Annotated in this window: 11 protein-coding genes and 1 riboswitch; of the genes, 8 read left to right on the top strand and 3 right to left on the bottom strand. The window is 70.4% G+C overall.

The genetic code is table 11. The features are described from left to right. Window positions 1–60: 60 nt before the first annotated feature. A complete protein-coding gene (locus tag ACWFRU_RS08520; RefSeq protein WP_453685369.1) occupies window positions 61–603 on the bottom strand; it encodes a DUF6082 family protein in 543 nt (180 codons plus the stop codon). A 360-nt stretch (window positions 604–963) separates the two neighbouring features. On the opposite strand from ACWFRU_RS08520, the gene ACWFRU_RS08525 reads away from it, so the two are divergent. Beyond that, window positions 964–2,049 (top strand): CobW family GTP-binding protein, encoded by a 1,086-nt coding sequence (locus tag ACWFRU_RS08525; protein ID WP_453685370.1) that lies wholly within the window; start codon window positions 964–966, stop codon window positions 2,047–2,049. Here ACWFRU_RS08525 and ACWFRU_RS08530 read toward each other — a convergent pair whose 3' ends face one another. Continuing rightward, window positions 2,050–4,503, bottom strand: coding sequence for a DNA gyrase/topoisomerase IV subunit A (locus ACWFRU_RS08530; RefSeq protein WP_453685371.1), 2,454 nt, complete (start codon window positions 4,501–4,503; stop codon window positions 2,050–2,052). 213 nt (window positions 4,504–4,716) lie between these two features. Between ACWFRU_RS08530 and ACWFRU_RS08535 the strand changes: the two genes are divergently transcribed. From ACWFRU_RS08535 to ACWFRU_RS08550, 4 genes are all read left to right on the top strand, one after another. Next, entirely contained in the window at window positions 4,717–6,072 is a 1,356-nt protein-coding gene (locus ACWFRU_RS08535) for a M16 family metallopeptidase (protein ID WP_453685372.1), read from the top strand. Beyond that, window positions 6,069–7,454, top strand: coding sequence for a M16 family metallopeptidase (locus ACWFRU_RS08540; RefSeq protein WP_453685373.1), 1,386 nt, complete (start codon window positions 6,069–6,071; stop codon window positions 7,452–7,454). The genes ACWFRU_RS08535 and ACWFRU_RS08540 overlap by 4 nt, the downstream gene beginning before the upstream one ends. Before the next feature lie 207 nt (window positions 7,455–7,661). Next, window positions 7,662–7,825: riboswitch (cyclic di-AMP (ydaO/yuaA leader) on the top strand. A 12-nt stretch (window positions 7,826–7,837) separates the two neighbouring features. Then, window positions 7,838–8,641, top strand: coding sequence for a M23 family metallopeptidase (locus ACWFRU_RS08545; protein ID WP_453685374.1), 804 nt, complete (start codon window positions 7,838–7,840; stop codon window positions 8,639–8,641). Window positions 8,642–8,854: 213 nt separating this feature from the next. Beyond that, on the top strand, window positions 8,855–9,541 hold the full coding sequence (locus tag ACWFRU_RS08550; protein WP_453685375.1) for a GntR family transcriptional regulator: 687 nt from the start codon (window positions 8,855–8,857) through the stop codon (window positions 9,539–9,541). Between the two features lie 140 nt (window positions 9,542–9,681). Here the strand turns inward: ACWFRU_RS08550 and ACWFRU_RS08555 are convergent, their stop codons facing one another. After that, complete coding sequence (locus tag ACWFRU_RS08555) at window positions 9,682–9,963, bottom strand: HPr family phosphocarrier protein (protein WP_190085156.1); 282 nt, start codon at window positions 9,961–9,963, stop codon at window positions 9,682–9,684. Between the two features lie 133 nt (window positions 9,964–10,096). Between ACWFRU_RS08555 and ACWFRU_RS08560 the strand changes: the two genes are divergently transcribed. Genes ACWFRU_RS08560 through ACWFRU_RS08570 form a run of 3 tightly spaced genes read left to right on the top strand, consistent with a single transcriptional unit; the run spans window position 10,097 to window position 14,853 of the window. Then, window positions 10,097–13,021 (top strand): bifunctional acetate--CoA ligase family protein/GNAT family N-acetyltransferase, encoded by a 2,925-nt coding sequence (locus tag ACWFRU_RS08560; RefSeq protein WP_453685376.1) that lies wholly within the window; start codon window positions 10,097–10,099, stop codon window positions 13,019–13,021. Window positions 13,022–13,063: 42 nt separating this feature from the next. Next, window positions 13,064–13,660 carry a DUF5998 family protein gene (locus ACWFRU_RS08565; RefSeq protein WP_453685377.1) on the top strand — a complete coding sequence of 199 codons (597 nt, stop codon included), beginning with the start codon at window positions 13,064–13,066 and terminating at the stop codon, window positions 13,658–13,660. Next, entirely contained in the window at window positions 13,660–14,853 is a 1,194-nt protein-coding gene (locus tag ACWFRU_RS08570; RefSeq protein WP_453685378.1) for an alkaline phosphatase family protein, read from the top strand. The genes ACWFRU_RS08565 and ACWFRU_RS08570 overlap by 1 nt, the downstream gene beginning before the upstream one ends. The last annotated feature ends 53 nt before the right edge of the window (window positions 14,854–14,906 follow it).

The following is a 14,906-nucleotide window of genomic DNA, read 5'->3' on the forward strand; positions in this document are numbered from 1 at the left end:
CAAGTAGCGTGGCCGATGTGACTTTGGTCATAGCGCGCCCCCGAAAAGCGCAGGCCGGGATCAAGGGTGCCGCTCAGCGCCTGACGGCGGCTCATCCACGTCGCCGATCACCCACCACTCGTCGATGTCAGCTTCCTCCAACTGCTGCAGCAGGTCGTCGACGAGCAAGCCGAGGTCGGCCTCCTCCGTAGTGCTGTCCAGCGTCGCCCTGTGATGCTGTGTCGCATGCCAGTACTCCCGGACGATCGGGTTCTGGAGCATGCCCCGGACGTATCCGTAGAACTGCTCCCGGGTGAAGTTTCCAAGGCGGTAGTTGAGCACCATGTTGGTGTACATCGCGTTGGCGTAGAGGTACTGACGTTGCCTCTTGGGCGAGACCCCCTCTCCGTAGGCGTCGAGTACCTCGGCAAGGTCGGCATCGTCCATCGCCTTGCTCAGCAACTCCCAGTGAAGGCGCTGCTGGTTGGTCAGATTCGCGTGACGCTGGGATCGCGATGCCCGCTCCACGCATTTGAGTCGCGCTTCCAGCGCATCCAGGGCGCGTCGTTGCGCGGCCGTGGTCGCCACGGCTCCCGCGGCCAGACCGAAGCCGGTCGTGACCAAGCAGCAGAACACTCCTGCCGCATGTTTTATCCGTGCCATGTCAACCCCCGAATCAGGCGACCGTCCGCCGGTCGTCGTGTGCGGGTCGACAGAAAGCGGACCGGCGAGCGATGGGCGGCGCGCTTGCCGTCTCCCAGGGTGCCGAGCGGCTCTGATCGGCGGGGAGGCGGAGAGGAGGCGCATGAGGGCATCAGTGGTCGCATGTCCCGGCGCCGTGCCAGATGTGTGCCCCGCCTGCGCCGCTAACAATCGTTCACTTCGCGGGCTTTCTACGCGCTCGTATGCTGGGGCAGCAGTCATTCGTCGTACGAGAGCCGGTGCTCACGCCGGTGCACGCGTCAGTGTGAAAGGGGTCGCACGTTGACTCAGCCGGGTGCCGGGCAGATCCCGGTCGTCGTCCTCACCGGTTTCCTGGGTTCAGGGAAGACGACCCTGCTCAATCACCTGCTTCACCGCAGCGGTGGCAGTCGTATCGGGGCGATCGTCAATGACTTCGGGGCCATCGAGATCGACGCCATGGCCGTTGCCGGGCAGCTCGGGGACTCGACCGTTTCGCTCGGTAACGGGTGTCTGTGCTGTGCCGTCGACGCCAGTGAGCTCGACGAGTATCTGGAGCGGCTCGCCCGGCCTTCCGCCGCGATCGATGTCATCGTCGTCGAGGCCAGTGGGCTTGCCGAGCCGCAGGAGCTCGTGAAGATGGTGCTCGCCAGCGAGAATCCGCACATCGTGTACGGCGGGCTCGTCGAGGTTGTTGATGCCGTTGAGTTCGACTCGACCCGGGAGCGGCATCCCGAAGTCGACCGGCATCTCGGGATCGCCGATCTTGTTGTCGTCAACAAGGTCGATCGGGTGGCAGAGAGTGAGCGGGAGCGGGTTCTTGGTGTCGTTCGTGAGCTTGCCGATCGTGCCGCCGTCGTTCCCGCCTCCTACGGGCGCGTTGATGTGGAACTGCTGCTTGATCGGAAGCCCGTGGGGGAGCGGCTTGGGCAGCTTTCCTTCGATGACCTGCATCAGCATGAGTCGGAAGGCGGGCGGCACGACCACGACCATCTGCACTCCGCCTACGAAAGTCTCTCCTTCTCCTCCGAAGTGCCCATGAGCCCCCGCCCCTTCATGGCCCTCCTCGACAGTCGGCCCGAAGGGCTCTACCGCATCAAGGGGTACGTCGATTTCGGCGCCGCCGACCCGCGCAACAAGTACGCCGTGCACGCCGTGGGGCGGTTCCTGCGGTTCTACCCGGAGCCGTGGGCCGCAGGGGAGGCCCGGCTGACCCAGCTCGTTCTCATCGGGGCCGGGATCGACGTACCCGCCCTGGAGAAGGAGCTTGAGGCCGCCCGTGAGTACGCCCCACACGCCGGCGCCGATGAGCGCGGCATGTGGGGCGTGCTTCGGTACGTCCAGGAGCCGCAGGAGCTGCAGGAGCCGCAGGAGCCCCAAGGCGAGTGATTACGCCGGGCCCGCCACCGCCGCCACCGGCTTCGCCAGAGAGACGCCCGAGCCGTCGCGGCGCGGGTCGATCTCCGGCAGCTCCGCCGGCAGGCCGCTGCGCTGGGCCGCCAGCGGTGGCGTCGGGCCCGCCCACGCGAAGCTCAGGCAGTCCTCGCCCTTCAGGAAGCGCTGGACGCGTACGCCACCCGTGGCGCGGCCCTTGCGGGGGTACTGGTCGAACGGCGTCACCTTCGCCGTCGTCTGCACCGAGTCGTCGAGCGTGCCACGCGAGCCCGCCACCGTGAAGACCACGGCGTCCACGGCCGGGTCCACCGCCACGAAGGAGATGACCTTGACGCCGTCCGCGAGCTTGATGCCCGTCATGCCGCCCGCGGGACGGCCCTGCGGGCGCACCTGCGAGGCCTGGTAGCGCAGCAGCTGCGCGTCGTCCGTGATGAAGACGAGGTCTTCCTCGCCCGTGCGCAGCTCGGCCGCGCCGACGATCCGGTCACCGTCCCTGAGGGTGATGACCTCCAACTCCTCCTTGTTCGCGGGGTAGTCCGGGACCACGCGTTTGACCACGCCCTGTTCCGTGCCGAGGGCCAGGCCCGGTGAGGACTCGTCCAGGGTCATCAGGCAGATCAGCTTCTCGTCCGCCTCCAGGGTGAGCAGCTCCGAGATGGGCGCGCCTCCGGAGAGGTTCGGCGCCGAGTGCGTCTCCGGGAGCTGTGGGAGGTCCACCACGGAGAGGCGCAGCAGGCGTCCGGCAGAGGTCACCGCGCCCACCTCGCCCCGCGCGGTCGCGGGCACGGCGGAGACGATCACGTCGTGCTTGACGCGCTTGGTCTCGCTCTCGGCGAAGGGCTCGCCGTTGGCCGTACGGGCCAGGAGGCCGGTCGAGGAGAGGAGCACGCGGCAGGGGTCGTCCGCCACCTGCAGCGAGACGGTGGGGGCCGGGGTGCCCGCGGACTCCAGGAGGACCGTGCGCCGGTCCGTGCCGAACTTCTTCGCCACGGCGGCCAGTTCGGCGGAGACCAGCTTGCGCAGCTCGGCGTCCGACTCCAGGATGCGGGTCAGCTCGTCGATCTCGGCGTTGAGCTTGTCGCGCTCGGACTCCAGCTCGATGCGGTCGAACTTGGTGAGGCGGCGCAGCGGCGTGTCGAGGATGTACTGCGTCTGGACCTCGCTCAGCGAGAAGCGCTCCATCAGGCGCTCCTTGGCCTGCGCGGAGTTCTCGCTGGAGCGGATGAGGCGGATGACCTCGTCGATGTCCAGGAGGGCGACCAGAAGGCCCTCGACCAGGTGGAGCCTGGCCTGCTTCTTGCCGCGGCGGAACTCGCTGCGGCGGCGCACGACGTTGAAGCGGTGGTCGAGATAGACCTCGAGCAGTTCCTTCAGGCCGAGCGTGAGGGGCTGGCCGTCCACCAGGGCCACGTTGTTGATGCCGAAGGACTCCTCCATCGGCGTCAGCTTGTAGAGCTGCTCCAGGACGGCCTCCGGGACGAAGCCGTTCTTGATCTCGATGACCAGGCGCAGGCCGTGCGAGCGGTCCGTGAGGTCCTTGACGTCGGCGATGCCCTGCAGCTTCTTGGAGCCGACCAGGTCCTTGATCTTCGAGATGACCTTCTCGGGGCCCACGGAGAAGGGAAGTTCGGTGACGACCAGGCCCTTGCGGCGTGCGGTCACGTTCTCGACGGCCACCGTCGCGCGGATCTTGAAGGTGCCGCGCCCTGATTCGTACGCGTCCTTGACCCCGGTCAGGCCGACGATGCGGCCGCCCGTGGGCAGGTCGGGGCCCGGCACGAAACGCATCAGCGTCTCCAGGTCGGCCCCGGGGTGCTTGATCAGGTGGCGGGCGGCGGCGATGACCTCGCCGAGGTTGTGCGGCGGCATGTTCGTCGCCATGCCGACGGCGATGCCCGAAGCACCGTTCACCAGGAGGTTCGGGTAGGCCGCCGGGAGGGTGACCGGTTCCTGCTCCTGGCCGTCGTAGTTCGACTCGAAGTCGACCGTGTTCTCGTCGATCGACTCCGTCATCAAGGACGTCGCGTCGGCCATCTTGCACTCGGTGTACCGCATGGCGGCCGGCGGGTCGTCGTTGCCGAGGGAGCCGAAGTTTCCGTGGCCGTCCACCAGCGGCAGGCGCATGGAGAAGGGCTGGGCCATGCGCACCAGGGCGTCGTAGATCGACGCGTCGCCGTGCGGGTGCAACTTACCCATGACCTCGCCGACGACGCGGGCGCACTTCACATAGCCGCGGTCGGGGCGCAGGCCCATCTCGTTCATCTGGTAGACGATGCGGCGGTGCACCGGCTTCATGCCGTCGCGGGCGTCCGGCAGGGCGCGCGAGTAGATGACCGAATACGCGTACTCGAGGAAGGAGCCCTGCATCTCGTCGACGACGTCGATGTCGAGGATCTTCTCCTCGAACGAGTCATCGGGCGGCGGGGTCTTCGTGCTGCGGCGGGCCATCGCTGCTGCGGCTCCTTCAGGGTGTCTGCCAGGGCATCAAAGGGATCTGACGCCGACCATTGTGGACTGTCCCACTGACAACGCCGACCACGACCCGGACTTCGGGGCCGACTACGCCGAGCGCGGAGCGGGAACTTCACAGGTTGTCGGCACGCTTGCATACAGTGTCAGGACTGGCAGAATTTCCAGCTTTTCGCGATCGAAGGGACGTACATGCCCATGGGTCACACGGCCACAGCCGAGGCCGGCTCCGGCGGCCTGACAGCGACCGAGCACCGGCTGGCCAACGGCCTGCGCGTGGTGCTCTCCGAGGATCACCTGACCCCGGTCGCCGCGGTCTGCCTCTGGTACGACGTCGGTTCACGCCATGAGGTCAAGGGGCGTACGGGCCTCGCGCACCTCTTCGAGCACCTCATGTTCCAGGGCTCGAAGCAGGTGCAGGGCAACGGCCACTTCGAGCTGGTGCAGGGCGCGGGCGGTTCGCTCAACGGCACCACGAGCTTCGAGCGCACGAACTATTTCGAGACCATGCCCACCCACCAGCTCGAGCTGGCCCTGTGGCTGGAAGCCGACCGCATGGGCTCGCTGCTCTCCGCGCTCGACGAAGAATCCATGGAGAACCAGCGCGACGTCGTCAAGAACGAGCGCCGCCAGCGCTACGACAACGTTCCGTACGGCACGGCGTTCGAGAAGCTGACCGCCCTCTCGTACCCCGAGGGCCACCCCTACCACCACACTCCGATCGGCTCCATGGCCGACCTGGACGCGGCGACGCTGGAGGACGCGCGGGCGTTCTTCCGTACCTACTACGCGCCCAACAACGCGGTCCTGTCGATCGTCGGCGACATCGACCCGGAGCAGACCCTCGCCTGGGTCGAGAAGTACTTCGGGTCCATCCCCTCGCACGACGGCAAGCAGCCGCCGCGTGACGGCTCGCTGCCGGACATCATCGGCAAGGAGCTGCGCGAGGTCGTCGAGGAAGAGGTCCCCGCCCGCGCCCTGATGGCCGCCTACCGCCTCCCGGAGGACGGCACGCGCGCGTGCGACGCGGCCGACCTGGCGCTGACGGTCCTCGGCAGCGGCGAGTCCTCCCGGCTCTACAACCGCCTCGTGCGCCGCGACCGCACCGCCGTGGCGGCGGGGTTCGGCCTGCTGCGACTCGCCGGCGCCCCCTCGCTCGGCTGGCTCGACGTGAAGACGTCCGGCGACGTCGAGGTGCCCGTCATCGAGGCCGCCGTCGACGAGGAGCTCGCCCGCTTCGCGGAAGAGGGCCCCACCGAGGAGGAGATGGAGCGCGCCCAGGCACAGCTGGAGCGCGAGTGGCTCGACCGCCTCTCCACGGTGGCGGGCCGCGCGGACGAACTCTGCCGCTACGCCGTCCTGTTCGGCGACCCGCAGCTCGCCCTCACCGCCGTCGGCCGCGTCCTGGACGTCACCGCGGAAGAGGTCAGGGAGGCCGCGGCGGCCCGCCTGCGCCCCGACAACCGCGCGGTGCTCGTGTACGAACCCGTAGCGGACACAGCGGGCGCTGAAGCCACCGACGAGGACGAAGAGGAGGCGGCGAAGTGACCGAGGCCGCAACGATGCAGTTCCACCCGCAGCCCCAGGCGGGCGAGGCACGGCCGTGGGCCTTCCCCGCGCCCGAGCGCGCCACCCTGGACAACGGCCTCACGGTGCTGCGCTGCCACCGGCCCGGCCAGCAGGTCGTCGCGGTGGAGGTCCACCTGGAGGCGCCGCTCGACGCCGAGCCCGCCGGCCTCGACGGCGTCGCCACGATCATGGCGAGAGCCTTCAACGAAGGTACGGACAAGCACTCCGCCGAGGACTTCGCCGCCGAACTCGACCGCTGCGGCGCCACCATGGACGCGCACGCCGACCACCCCGGCGTACGCGTCTCGCTCGAAGTCCCGGTCTCCCGCCTCCCGAAGGCGCTCGGCCTGCTCTCCGACGCCCTGCGCGCCCCCGCCTTCGCGGACAGCGAGATCGAGCGCCTCGTGCGCAACCGCCTGGACGAGATCCCGCACGAGGCCGCGAACCCGGGGCGCCGCGCCGCCAAGGAGCTGTCCCGGCAGCTCTTCCCGGCGACCTCCCGCATGTCGCGCCCCCGTCAGGGCACCGAGGAGACGGTCACGGCCATCGACTCGGCGGCGGTGCGCACCTTCTACGAGAAGCACGTGCGTCCCGCCACGGCGACCGCCGTCATCGTGGGCGACCTGACCGGCGTCGACCTGGACGCCGTCCTCGCCGACACCGTCGGCGCCTGGACGGGCGGCACCGCCGAGCCGCGTCCGGTGCCCCCGGTGACCGCGGACGACACCGGGCGTGTCGTCATCGTGGACCGCCCCGGAGCCGTCCAGACACAGCTGCTCATCGGCCGCGTGGGACCGGACCGCCACGACCGTGTCTGGCCCGCGCAGGTGCTCGGCACGTACTGCCTCGGCGGCACCCTCACCTCACGCCTGGACCGCGTCCTGCGCGAGGAGAAGGGATACACCTACGGCGTACGGTCGTTCGCCCAGGTCCTGCGTTCCGCACCGGACGGCACCGGCGCCGCGATGCTCGCCATCAGCGGCTCCGTGGACACTGAGTCCACGGGCCCGGCGCTCGACGACCTGTGGAAGGTCCTGCGCACCCTCGCGGCCGACGGCCTCACGGACGCCGAGCGCGATGTCGCCGTGCAGAACCTGGTGGGCGTGGCCCCGCTCAAGTACGAGATGGCGGCGTCCGTCGCGGCCACGCTCGCCGACCAGGTCGAGCAGCACCTGCCGGACGACTTCCAGGCCCAGCTCTACCGCCAGTTGGCCGCGACCGGCACCGTGGAGGCCACTGCCGCCGTCGTGAGCGCCTTCCCGGTGGACCGTCTGGTGACGGTGCTCGTCGGTGACGCCGCGCAGATCGAGGAGCCCGTCAGGGCGCTCGGCATCGGTGAAGTGAGTGTGGTCACGGGGTGACCGCGAGCTGAGTCACAGTCAGGACATATCGGGACCCCAGTGGCTGAGATTTACCACTGGGGTTCTCATATGTCCGAATTGCTATGGAGGTTACGTGTCTGACCTGTGGCGTGCGCTACAAAAGCTCTGATCCGTTTGTCGTTTGAAAGACGGCCCGCTTAGCGTCATCCCGGCTGTTCGTCATGCAGTAGTCGCACCCGCGGCACCGGACAGTCATCGCCGAGTCCCCGTACGGCGCGAGCCAGGGGAGCCGGGGACCCACATGTCCCCTTGGGGTGAATCGGGAACCTTGCCGTCAGGTGAGGGACTCGTAGGAGACCTTCCTGCTCCGAACCCGTCAGCTAACCCGGTAGGCGAGAAGGAAGGAAAGGATCAGCCGCTTCATGGCGTTCACCCGTGCCACCGGGAAGCACCGTCGCCCGAGCCGCCTCACGCGTACGACCGCGAACGTGGCGGGCGTCGCAGCCCTCACCACCACCGGTGTCATCGGAGGCCTGGCCGCTCCGGCGCTCGCCGCCGACGACGCGGCGGCCCTCGAGCACACCGGCCTGACCCAGGCCGTCTCCGTCGGCGACTCGCTCGCCGAGAGCATCGACGCGCAGGCCGCCGCCCAGCAGCAGGCCGCCGACGCCGCCGCCGCGGCCAAGAAGGCCGAAGAGGCCGCCAAGAAGAAGGCCGAAGAGGCGAAGCGCAAGGCCGAGGCCGAGGCGAAGGCCAAGGCCAAGAAGGAGCGCGAGGCCAAGGAGCGTGCCGCTCGCGAGGCCGAGCGCAAGCGCCTCAACACCTACGTCTCCCCGATCTCCGGCTCGTACGTCTCCACGGGCTACCAGACCGGCGGCGCCATGTGGTCCTCCGGCAGCCACACCGGCGTGGACTTCCACGCCGCCTCCGGCACCCCCGTCCACGCGGTCGGCTCCGGCACCGTCGTCGAGGCCGGCTGGGGCGGCGCCTACGGCAACAACGTGGTCATCAAGATGAACGACGGCACGTACACCCAGTACGGCCACATGTCGTCCCTCGGTGTCACGGTCGGCCAGGCGGTCACTCCGGGCCAGCAGATAGGCCTCTCCGGCTCCACCGGCAACTCCAGCGGCCCGCACCTGCACTTCGAGGCCCGCACCGGCGCGGACTACGGCACGGACATCGACCCCGTCTCGTACCTCCGCTCGCACGGCGTCAACGTCTGATCCCGGCGGACGAAGGCGGACGCGCGAAGCGCCACTGATTCACCGAAAGCCCCGGCTCGTCGAGAGCCGGGGCTTTCGCCGTTCCCGTATCTCCTTTGGCCAAAAGTATCCCTGGATTTCGGCCTGCCGTCGGAAATTCGGCCGTCCTGCAATAGAGTCGCAGAACAGGCGTCGATCGACCGCGTTTCGCGGGGATTAAGGCGGAGGTCAGTCATGCGCATTCCCGCGCACTCGGTATGCACGGCCATCCGGGACGACATCGTCTCCGGTGTCTACGAACGGGGTGGCCGGCTCACCGAGGAACTGCTCGCGCGCCGCTACGGAGTCTCCCGCGTCCCGGTGCGCGAAGCCCTGCGCACCCTTGAGGCCGAGGGCTTCGTCGTCACGCGCCGGCACGCGGGCGCGTGCGTCGCGGAGCCCACCGAGCAGGAGGCCGCCGACCTCCTTGAGATCCGCGCGCTCCTGGAGCCCCTGGGCGCGGCCCGCGCCGCCCAGCGCCGCACGGAGGCGCACCTGAAGGTCCTGCGCGGTCTCGTCAGGCTCGGCCAGGAGCGGTCGAGGCGCGGCCAGAGCGAGGATCTGCGCTCCCTGGGCGGCTGGTTCCACGAGACGCTCGCCCAGGCGTCCGGCAGCCCGGGCCTCACGGCGCTGCTCACGCAGCTCCGGCACAAGATCGCATGGATGTACGTGGTCGAGCCGACGGAGGCTCCCGCCGAGGCCTGGGCCGAGCACGCCGCGATCGTCGACGCGGTCGCTCGCGGGGACGCGGAACGGGCCCGCGCGCTCACCACTCAGCACACGGAGCGAACGGCCTCCGCGCACCGGCCGCGCTTCGTGCGCCATCTCTCCGGTGTGAGGGGTTCGCAACATTCCGTAAACACGGCGGGTCTGCGTCTTTAACAGAGGCGCCGTATACAAAGAAGTGCAAAGAAGCGCTATTGGGCGGGGTCTTATTTCTGCTGCCCGAATAGCAGTGGAAAAGCCGAAAGGCCCACCCCTATTTCGGGGCAGGCCCTTCAGCGTATGAGTACCAGTCTTTACTAGACGGTCTCGGGGAGTTCCTCGAGGCCGTCCGCGACCAGCTTCGCCAGACGGTCGAGGGCGGCGTCCGCACCCTCGGCGTCGGAGGCGAGCACGATCTCCTCGCCGCCCTGCGCGCCCAGACCGAGCACCGCGAGCATGGAGGCGGCGTTCACGGGGTTGCCGTCAGCCTTGGCGATCGTCACGGGGACGCCGGCGGCGGTGGCCGCGCGGACGAAGATGGAGGCGGGTCGGGCGTGAAGGCCCTCGGCCCAGCCGACGTTGACGCGGCGCTCAGCCATGTGTTGCTGCCCTTCCAGGTGTCTCACACTTGTCTAGACCAGTGTCTCATGCCGTCACGAGTGCTCCGCCGGCTGTTCGACGACTCCTAGACTGCCCCGGCCGAGGCGCCCCCGCGACCCGTACCCTGGGCCCATGCAGACCCCGTCGGACCGGCACGCATACCCCTCCCACTGGGAAGCCGACGTCGTCCTGCGTGACGGCGGCACCGCCCGGATCAGGCCGATCACGGCCGAGGACGCGGACCGCCTGGTCAGCTTCTACGAACAGGTCTCGGACGAGTCGAAGTACTACCGCTTCTTCGCGCCCTACCCACGGCTGTCCGCCAAGGACGTGCACCGCTTCACGCATCACGACCAGGTCGACCGGGTGGGTCTCGCGGCCACCGTGGGCGGCGAGTTCATCGCCACCGTCCGCTTCGACCGCATCGACGAGCGCGGCATGTCCGCGAGTGCGCCCGCCGACGAGGCCGAGGTCGCCTTCCTCGTGCAGGACGCCCACCAGGGCAGGGGAGTGGCCTCCACCCTCCTCGAACACATCGCCGCCGTAGCCAGGGAGCGCGGCATCCGCCGCTTCGCCGCCGAGGTGCTGCCCGCGAACACCAAGATGATCAAGGTGTTCACGGATGCGGGCTACCAGCAGAAGCGCAGCTTCGAGGACGGCGTCGTACGGCTCGAATTCGATCTGGAGCCGACCGACCGCTCGCTCGCCGTGCAGCGAGCCCGTGAGCAGCGGGCCGAGGCGCGGTCGGTGCAGCGGCTGCTCACGCCGAAGTCGGTCGCGGTGATCGGTGTCGGACGCACGCCGGGCGGCGTGGGGCGCAGCGTCCTGCGCAACCTGCGCGAAGCGGGCTTCACGGGGCGGCTGTACGCGGTGAACAGCGCGTTCGACTTCGAGGCAGGGGAGAGCGCCGAGGTCGACGGCGTGCCCGCGTACCGCTCCGTGCGGGACATCGACGAGACCGTCGAGCTCGCCGTGGTCACCGTGCCCGCCGAGCGGGTGCCGCAGGCCGTCGACGAGTGCGGGGAGCGCGGGGTGCTCGGGCTGGTCGTGATCTCCGCCGGGTATGCGGAGAGCGGTCCCGAAGGGCGGGAGCGGCAGCGCGAACTGGTGCGCCAGGCACGGTCGTACGGCACGCGCATCCTCGGCCCGAACGCCTTCGGGGTCATCAACACGTCGCCGGACGTGCGGCTCAACGCGTCGCTGGCCCCGCATCCTCCCGAGCGCGGCCGGATCGGCCTCTTCACGCAGTCCGGAGCGATCGGCATCGCGCTTCTCTCCGGCCTGCACCGGCGCGGCGCGGGCCTGTCGACCTTCGTGAGCGCGGGCAACCGCGCGGACGTGTCCGGCAACGACGTCCTCCAGTACTGGTACGAGGACCCGGACACCGATGTCGCCCTGATGTACCTCGAATCCATCGGCAACCCGCGCAAGTTCACCCGGCTCGCCCGGCGCGCGGCGACGGCGAAGCCGCTGGTCGTGGTGCAGGGGGCCAAGCACAGCGGGATCGCGCCCACGGGGCACGCGGTGCAGGCCACGCGGCTTCCGCATGCCACGGTGTCGGCGTTGCTCCGCCAGGCGGGGGTCATCCGGGTCGACACCGTGACGGAGATGGTGGACGCGGGGCTGCTGCTCGCGGGGCAGCCGTTGCCCTCCGGGCCGCGGGTGGCGATCCTCGGGAACTCCGAGTCGCTCGGGCTCCTCACATACGACGCGTGTGTCGCCGACGGGCTTCGGCCGCTGCCGCCGGTGGATCTGACCACGGGGGCCACTCCCGCGGACTTCCGCGCCGCGCTGTCCGATGCTTTGTCGGACGAGGCCTGCGATGCCGTGATCGTCACCGCCATTCCCTGGGTGGGGGAGGACCGGGCCACCACTGCTGCCCCCGAGGGGGAGGAGCTTGCCGCTGCGCTGCGGTCGGCTGCCGCCGGGTGCCCGGCGAAGCCGGTGGCCGTGGTGCACGTGGAACTCGGCGGGCTCGCCGAAGCGTTGGCTGCCGCGACCCGGACTCGCCCTGACGCTGCTGTAACTGTGCCCGGCAGCGGGGGCTGTGCCCACCCTTCCCCAAGCTCTCAACTTCGTTCGAGCAGGGGAGACCCCAATCGCCCTGCGGAACGCCTGCCCACAGCAACGGCGGCTAGCGAGAGCGCACCCGCAGCGGGGGCGCCCACGGCAGCGGCAGCGACGGGGTACCGTATCCCCGCCTACCCCGCCGCCGAGCGTGCCGTGCGGGCCCTTGCCGAAGCCGTGAAGTATGCCCAGTGGCGGCGCGAGGCCAAGGAACCCGGCAAGGTGCACGAGTACGAGGACATCGACGAGGGCGGCACGGCCCGGCGGATCGACGAGCTGCTCGCCGCGCAGGACGACCCGCGCGGCGCCACCCTCGCCCAGGACGACGCCCGCGAACTGCTCGGGCGGTACGGCATCGACGTACGGGACGCCCGGCCCGCGCCCGACCCGGACGCGGCCGTCGCCGCCGCCCACGCGCTCGGCTACCCCGTGGCCCTCAAGACCACGGCCCCGCACCTGCGCCACCGCGCCGACCTCGGCGGCGTCCGGCTCGACCTGGCGGACGAGGAGCAACTGCGCAGGGCCTACGCCGAATTGACCCGCGCCTTCGGCAAGCCCGCCGAGCTGCGGCCCGTCGTGCAGGCGATGGCGCCCCGCGGCGTGGACACCGTGGTCCGCGCGGTCATCGACCCGGCGGCCGGAGCGGTGCTCTCCTTCGGGCTCGCCGGCGCCCCGTCCGAGCTGCTCGGCGACACCGGGCACCGCCTCGTCCCGGTCACCGAGCGCGACGCGGGTTCCCTGGTCAGATCCATCCGGACCGCCCCGCTCCTCTTCGGCTGGCGCGGATCGGCGCCGGTCGACACCCCGGCACTCGAAGAGCTGCTCCAGCGGGTCTCGCGCCTCGTGGACGATCACCCCGAGGTGGTCGCCGTGTCCCTGGAGCCCGTGGTCGTCGCCCAGCGTGGCCTCTCCGTGCTCGGCGCCTCCGTGCGGCTCGCGCCCCCGCCGGCCCGCGGCGACCTCGGCCCGCGGGCCCTGCCCGGGTACTGAGGCGGCCAGTGGGGCACCGTGCGCCCTCCGTCGGGTCGTAGGATGGACGGCATGGCAAAGACCGGTACGACGACCCAGGGGCTGCGCGCGGCGATCGAGCGCAGCGGCTACTACCCGGCCCTCGTGGCCGAGGCGGTGGAGGCCGCGATCGGCGGCGAACCCATCGGGTCCTACCTGGTCCACCAGGAGACCACGTTCGACGCGAACGAAGTGCGCCGGCACGTGACGGTCCTCGTCCTGACGGGCACGCGCTTCATCGTCAGCCACACCGACGAGCAGGCCGCGGACAGCACCTCCCCGACGCCGTACGCGACGACCTCCACGGAGTCCGTGAAGATCGGCCGGATCTCGTCCGTGGTCGTCAGCCGCGTCGTCGCCAACCCCGAGAAGTACGTCCCGGGCTCGCTGCCCCGCGAGGTCGTCCTGACCATCGGCTGGGGCGCCGTGTCGCGCATCGACCTGGAGCCCGCCGCCTGCGGCGACCCCAACTGCGAGGCGGACCACGGGTACACCGGCAGCTCCACCGCCGACGACCTCAGCCTCCGCGTCAGCGAGGCGGGCGACGGCCCGGACACCGTGCGCCAGACCCTGGCCTTCGCCCAGGCGCTGTCCGAGGCGACCGCGGACACCAACCGCTGATGTCCCTGCCCGCCTGGGACGACGTGCAGCCGCTCGCCCTCGACTCCGCGCCCCTGCCCGAGTACGGCGTGGGCTCGCTCGCCGACCTGCTGCCCACGCTCGTCTCCCACCAGGGTGTCGAAGGCTTCACGCCCGTCATCCCGGAACTCGCCCCGGCCGACCGGAACTGCGTCTTCTTGATCGACGGCCTCGGCTGGGAGCAGTTGCGCGCCCACCCGGACGAGGCGCCCTTCCTGACCTCGCTCATCAGTTCGTCGCGCGGCGGCACGGGCCGCCCGATCACCGCGGGCTTCCCCGCCACCACCGCGACGTCCCTGGCCTCGGTCGGCACGGGTCTGCCGCCCTCGTCGCACGGCCTGCCCGGCTACACCGTGCGCAATCCCGCCACCGGCGAGCTGATGAACCAGCTCCGCTGGAACCCGTGGTCGGACCCGCGCAAGTGGCAGCCGTACCCCACGGTCTTCCAGCAGGCCCACGCGGCGGGCGTGCACACCGCCCAGGTGTCCTCCCCGACGTTCGAGAACACCCCGCTCACCAAGATCGCGCTGAGCGGCGGCAGCTTCCGCGGCAAGCTCTCCGGCGAGGACCGCATGGACCTCGCGGCCGAGCAACTGGGCGCGGGCGACCGCTCGCTGGTCTACACGTACTACGCGGAGGTCGACGGCAAGGGGCACCGCTTCGGCGTCGACTCCGACGCCTGGCGCGGCCAGCTGATGTACGTCGACCGCCTGGTCCAGCGCCTGGCCGAGCAGCTCCCGCCGCGCAGCGCCCTGTACGTCACCGCCGACCACGGCATGCTCGACATCCCCTTCGACGAGCAGTCCCGCATCGACTTCGACGAGGACTGGGAGCTGCGCGCCGGAGTCGCCCTCCTCGGCGGCGAGGGCCGCGCGCGCCACGTGTACGCGGTCCCGGGCGCCGAGAACGACGTCCTGACCGTCTGGCGCGAGGTGCTCGGCGAGCAGTTCTGGGTGGCGAGCCGGGACGAGGCGATCGCGGCGGGCTGGTTCGGCCCGCCCGGCGCCGTGGACGAGCGGGTGTACGGACGCATCGGCGACGTCATCGCGGCGGCCCACGACGACGTGGCGATCATCGCCTCCGAGAGGGAGCCGAAGGAGTCGGCCCTGGTCGGCATGCACGGCTCCATGACCCCCGTCGAGCAGCTCGTGCCGCTCATCGAAGTACGCCCCTGACCGGTCTCCCGATGTCCGGCCGCCCTCCCCGCAGTCCCCTCGTACGTCCCGAA

This window comes from Streptomyces sp. NPDC055099 (genome assembly GCF_053607685.1).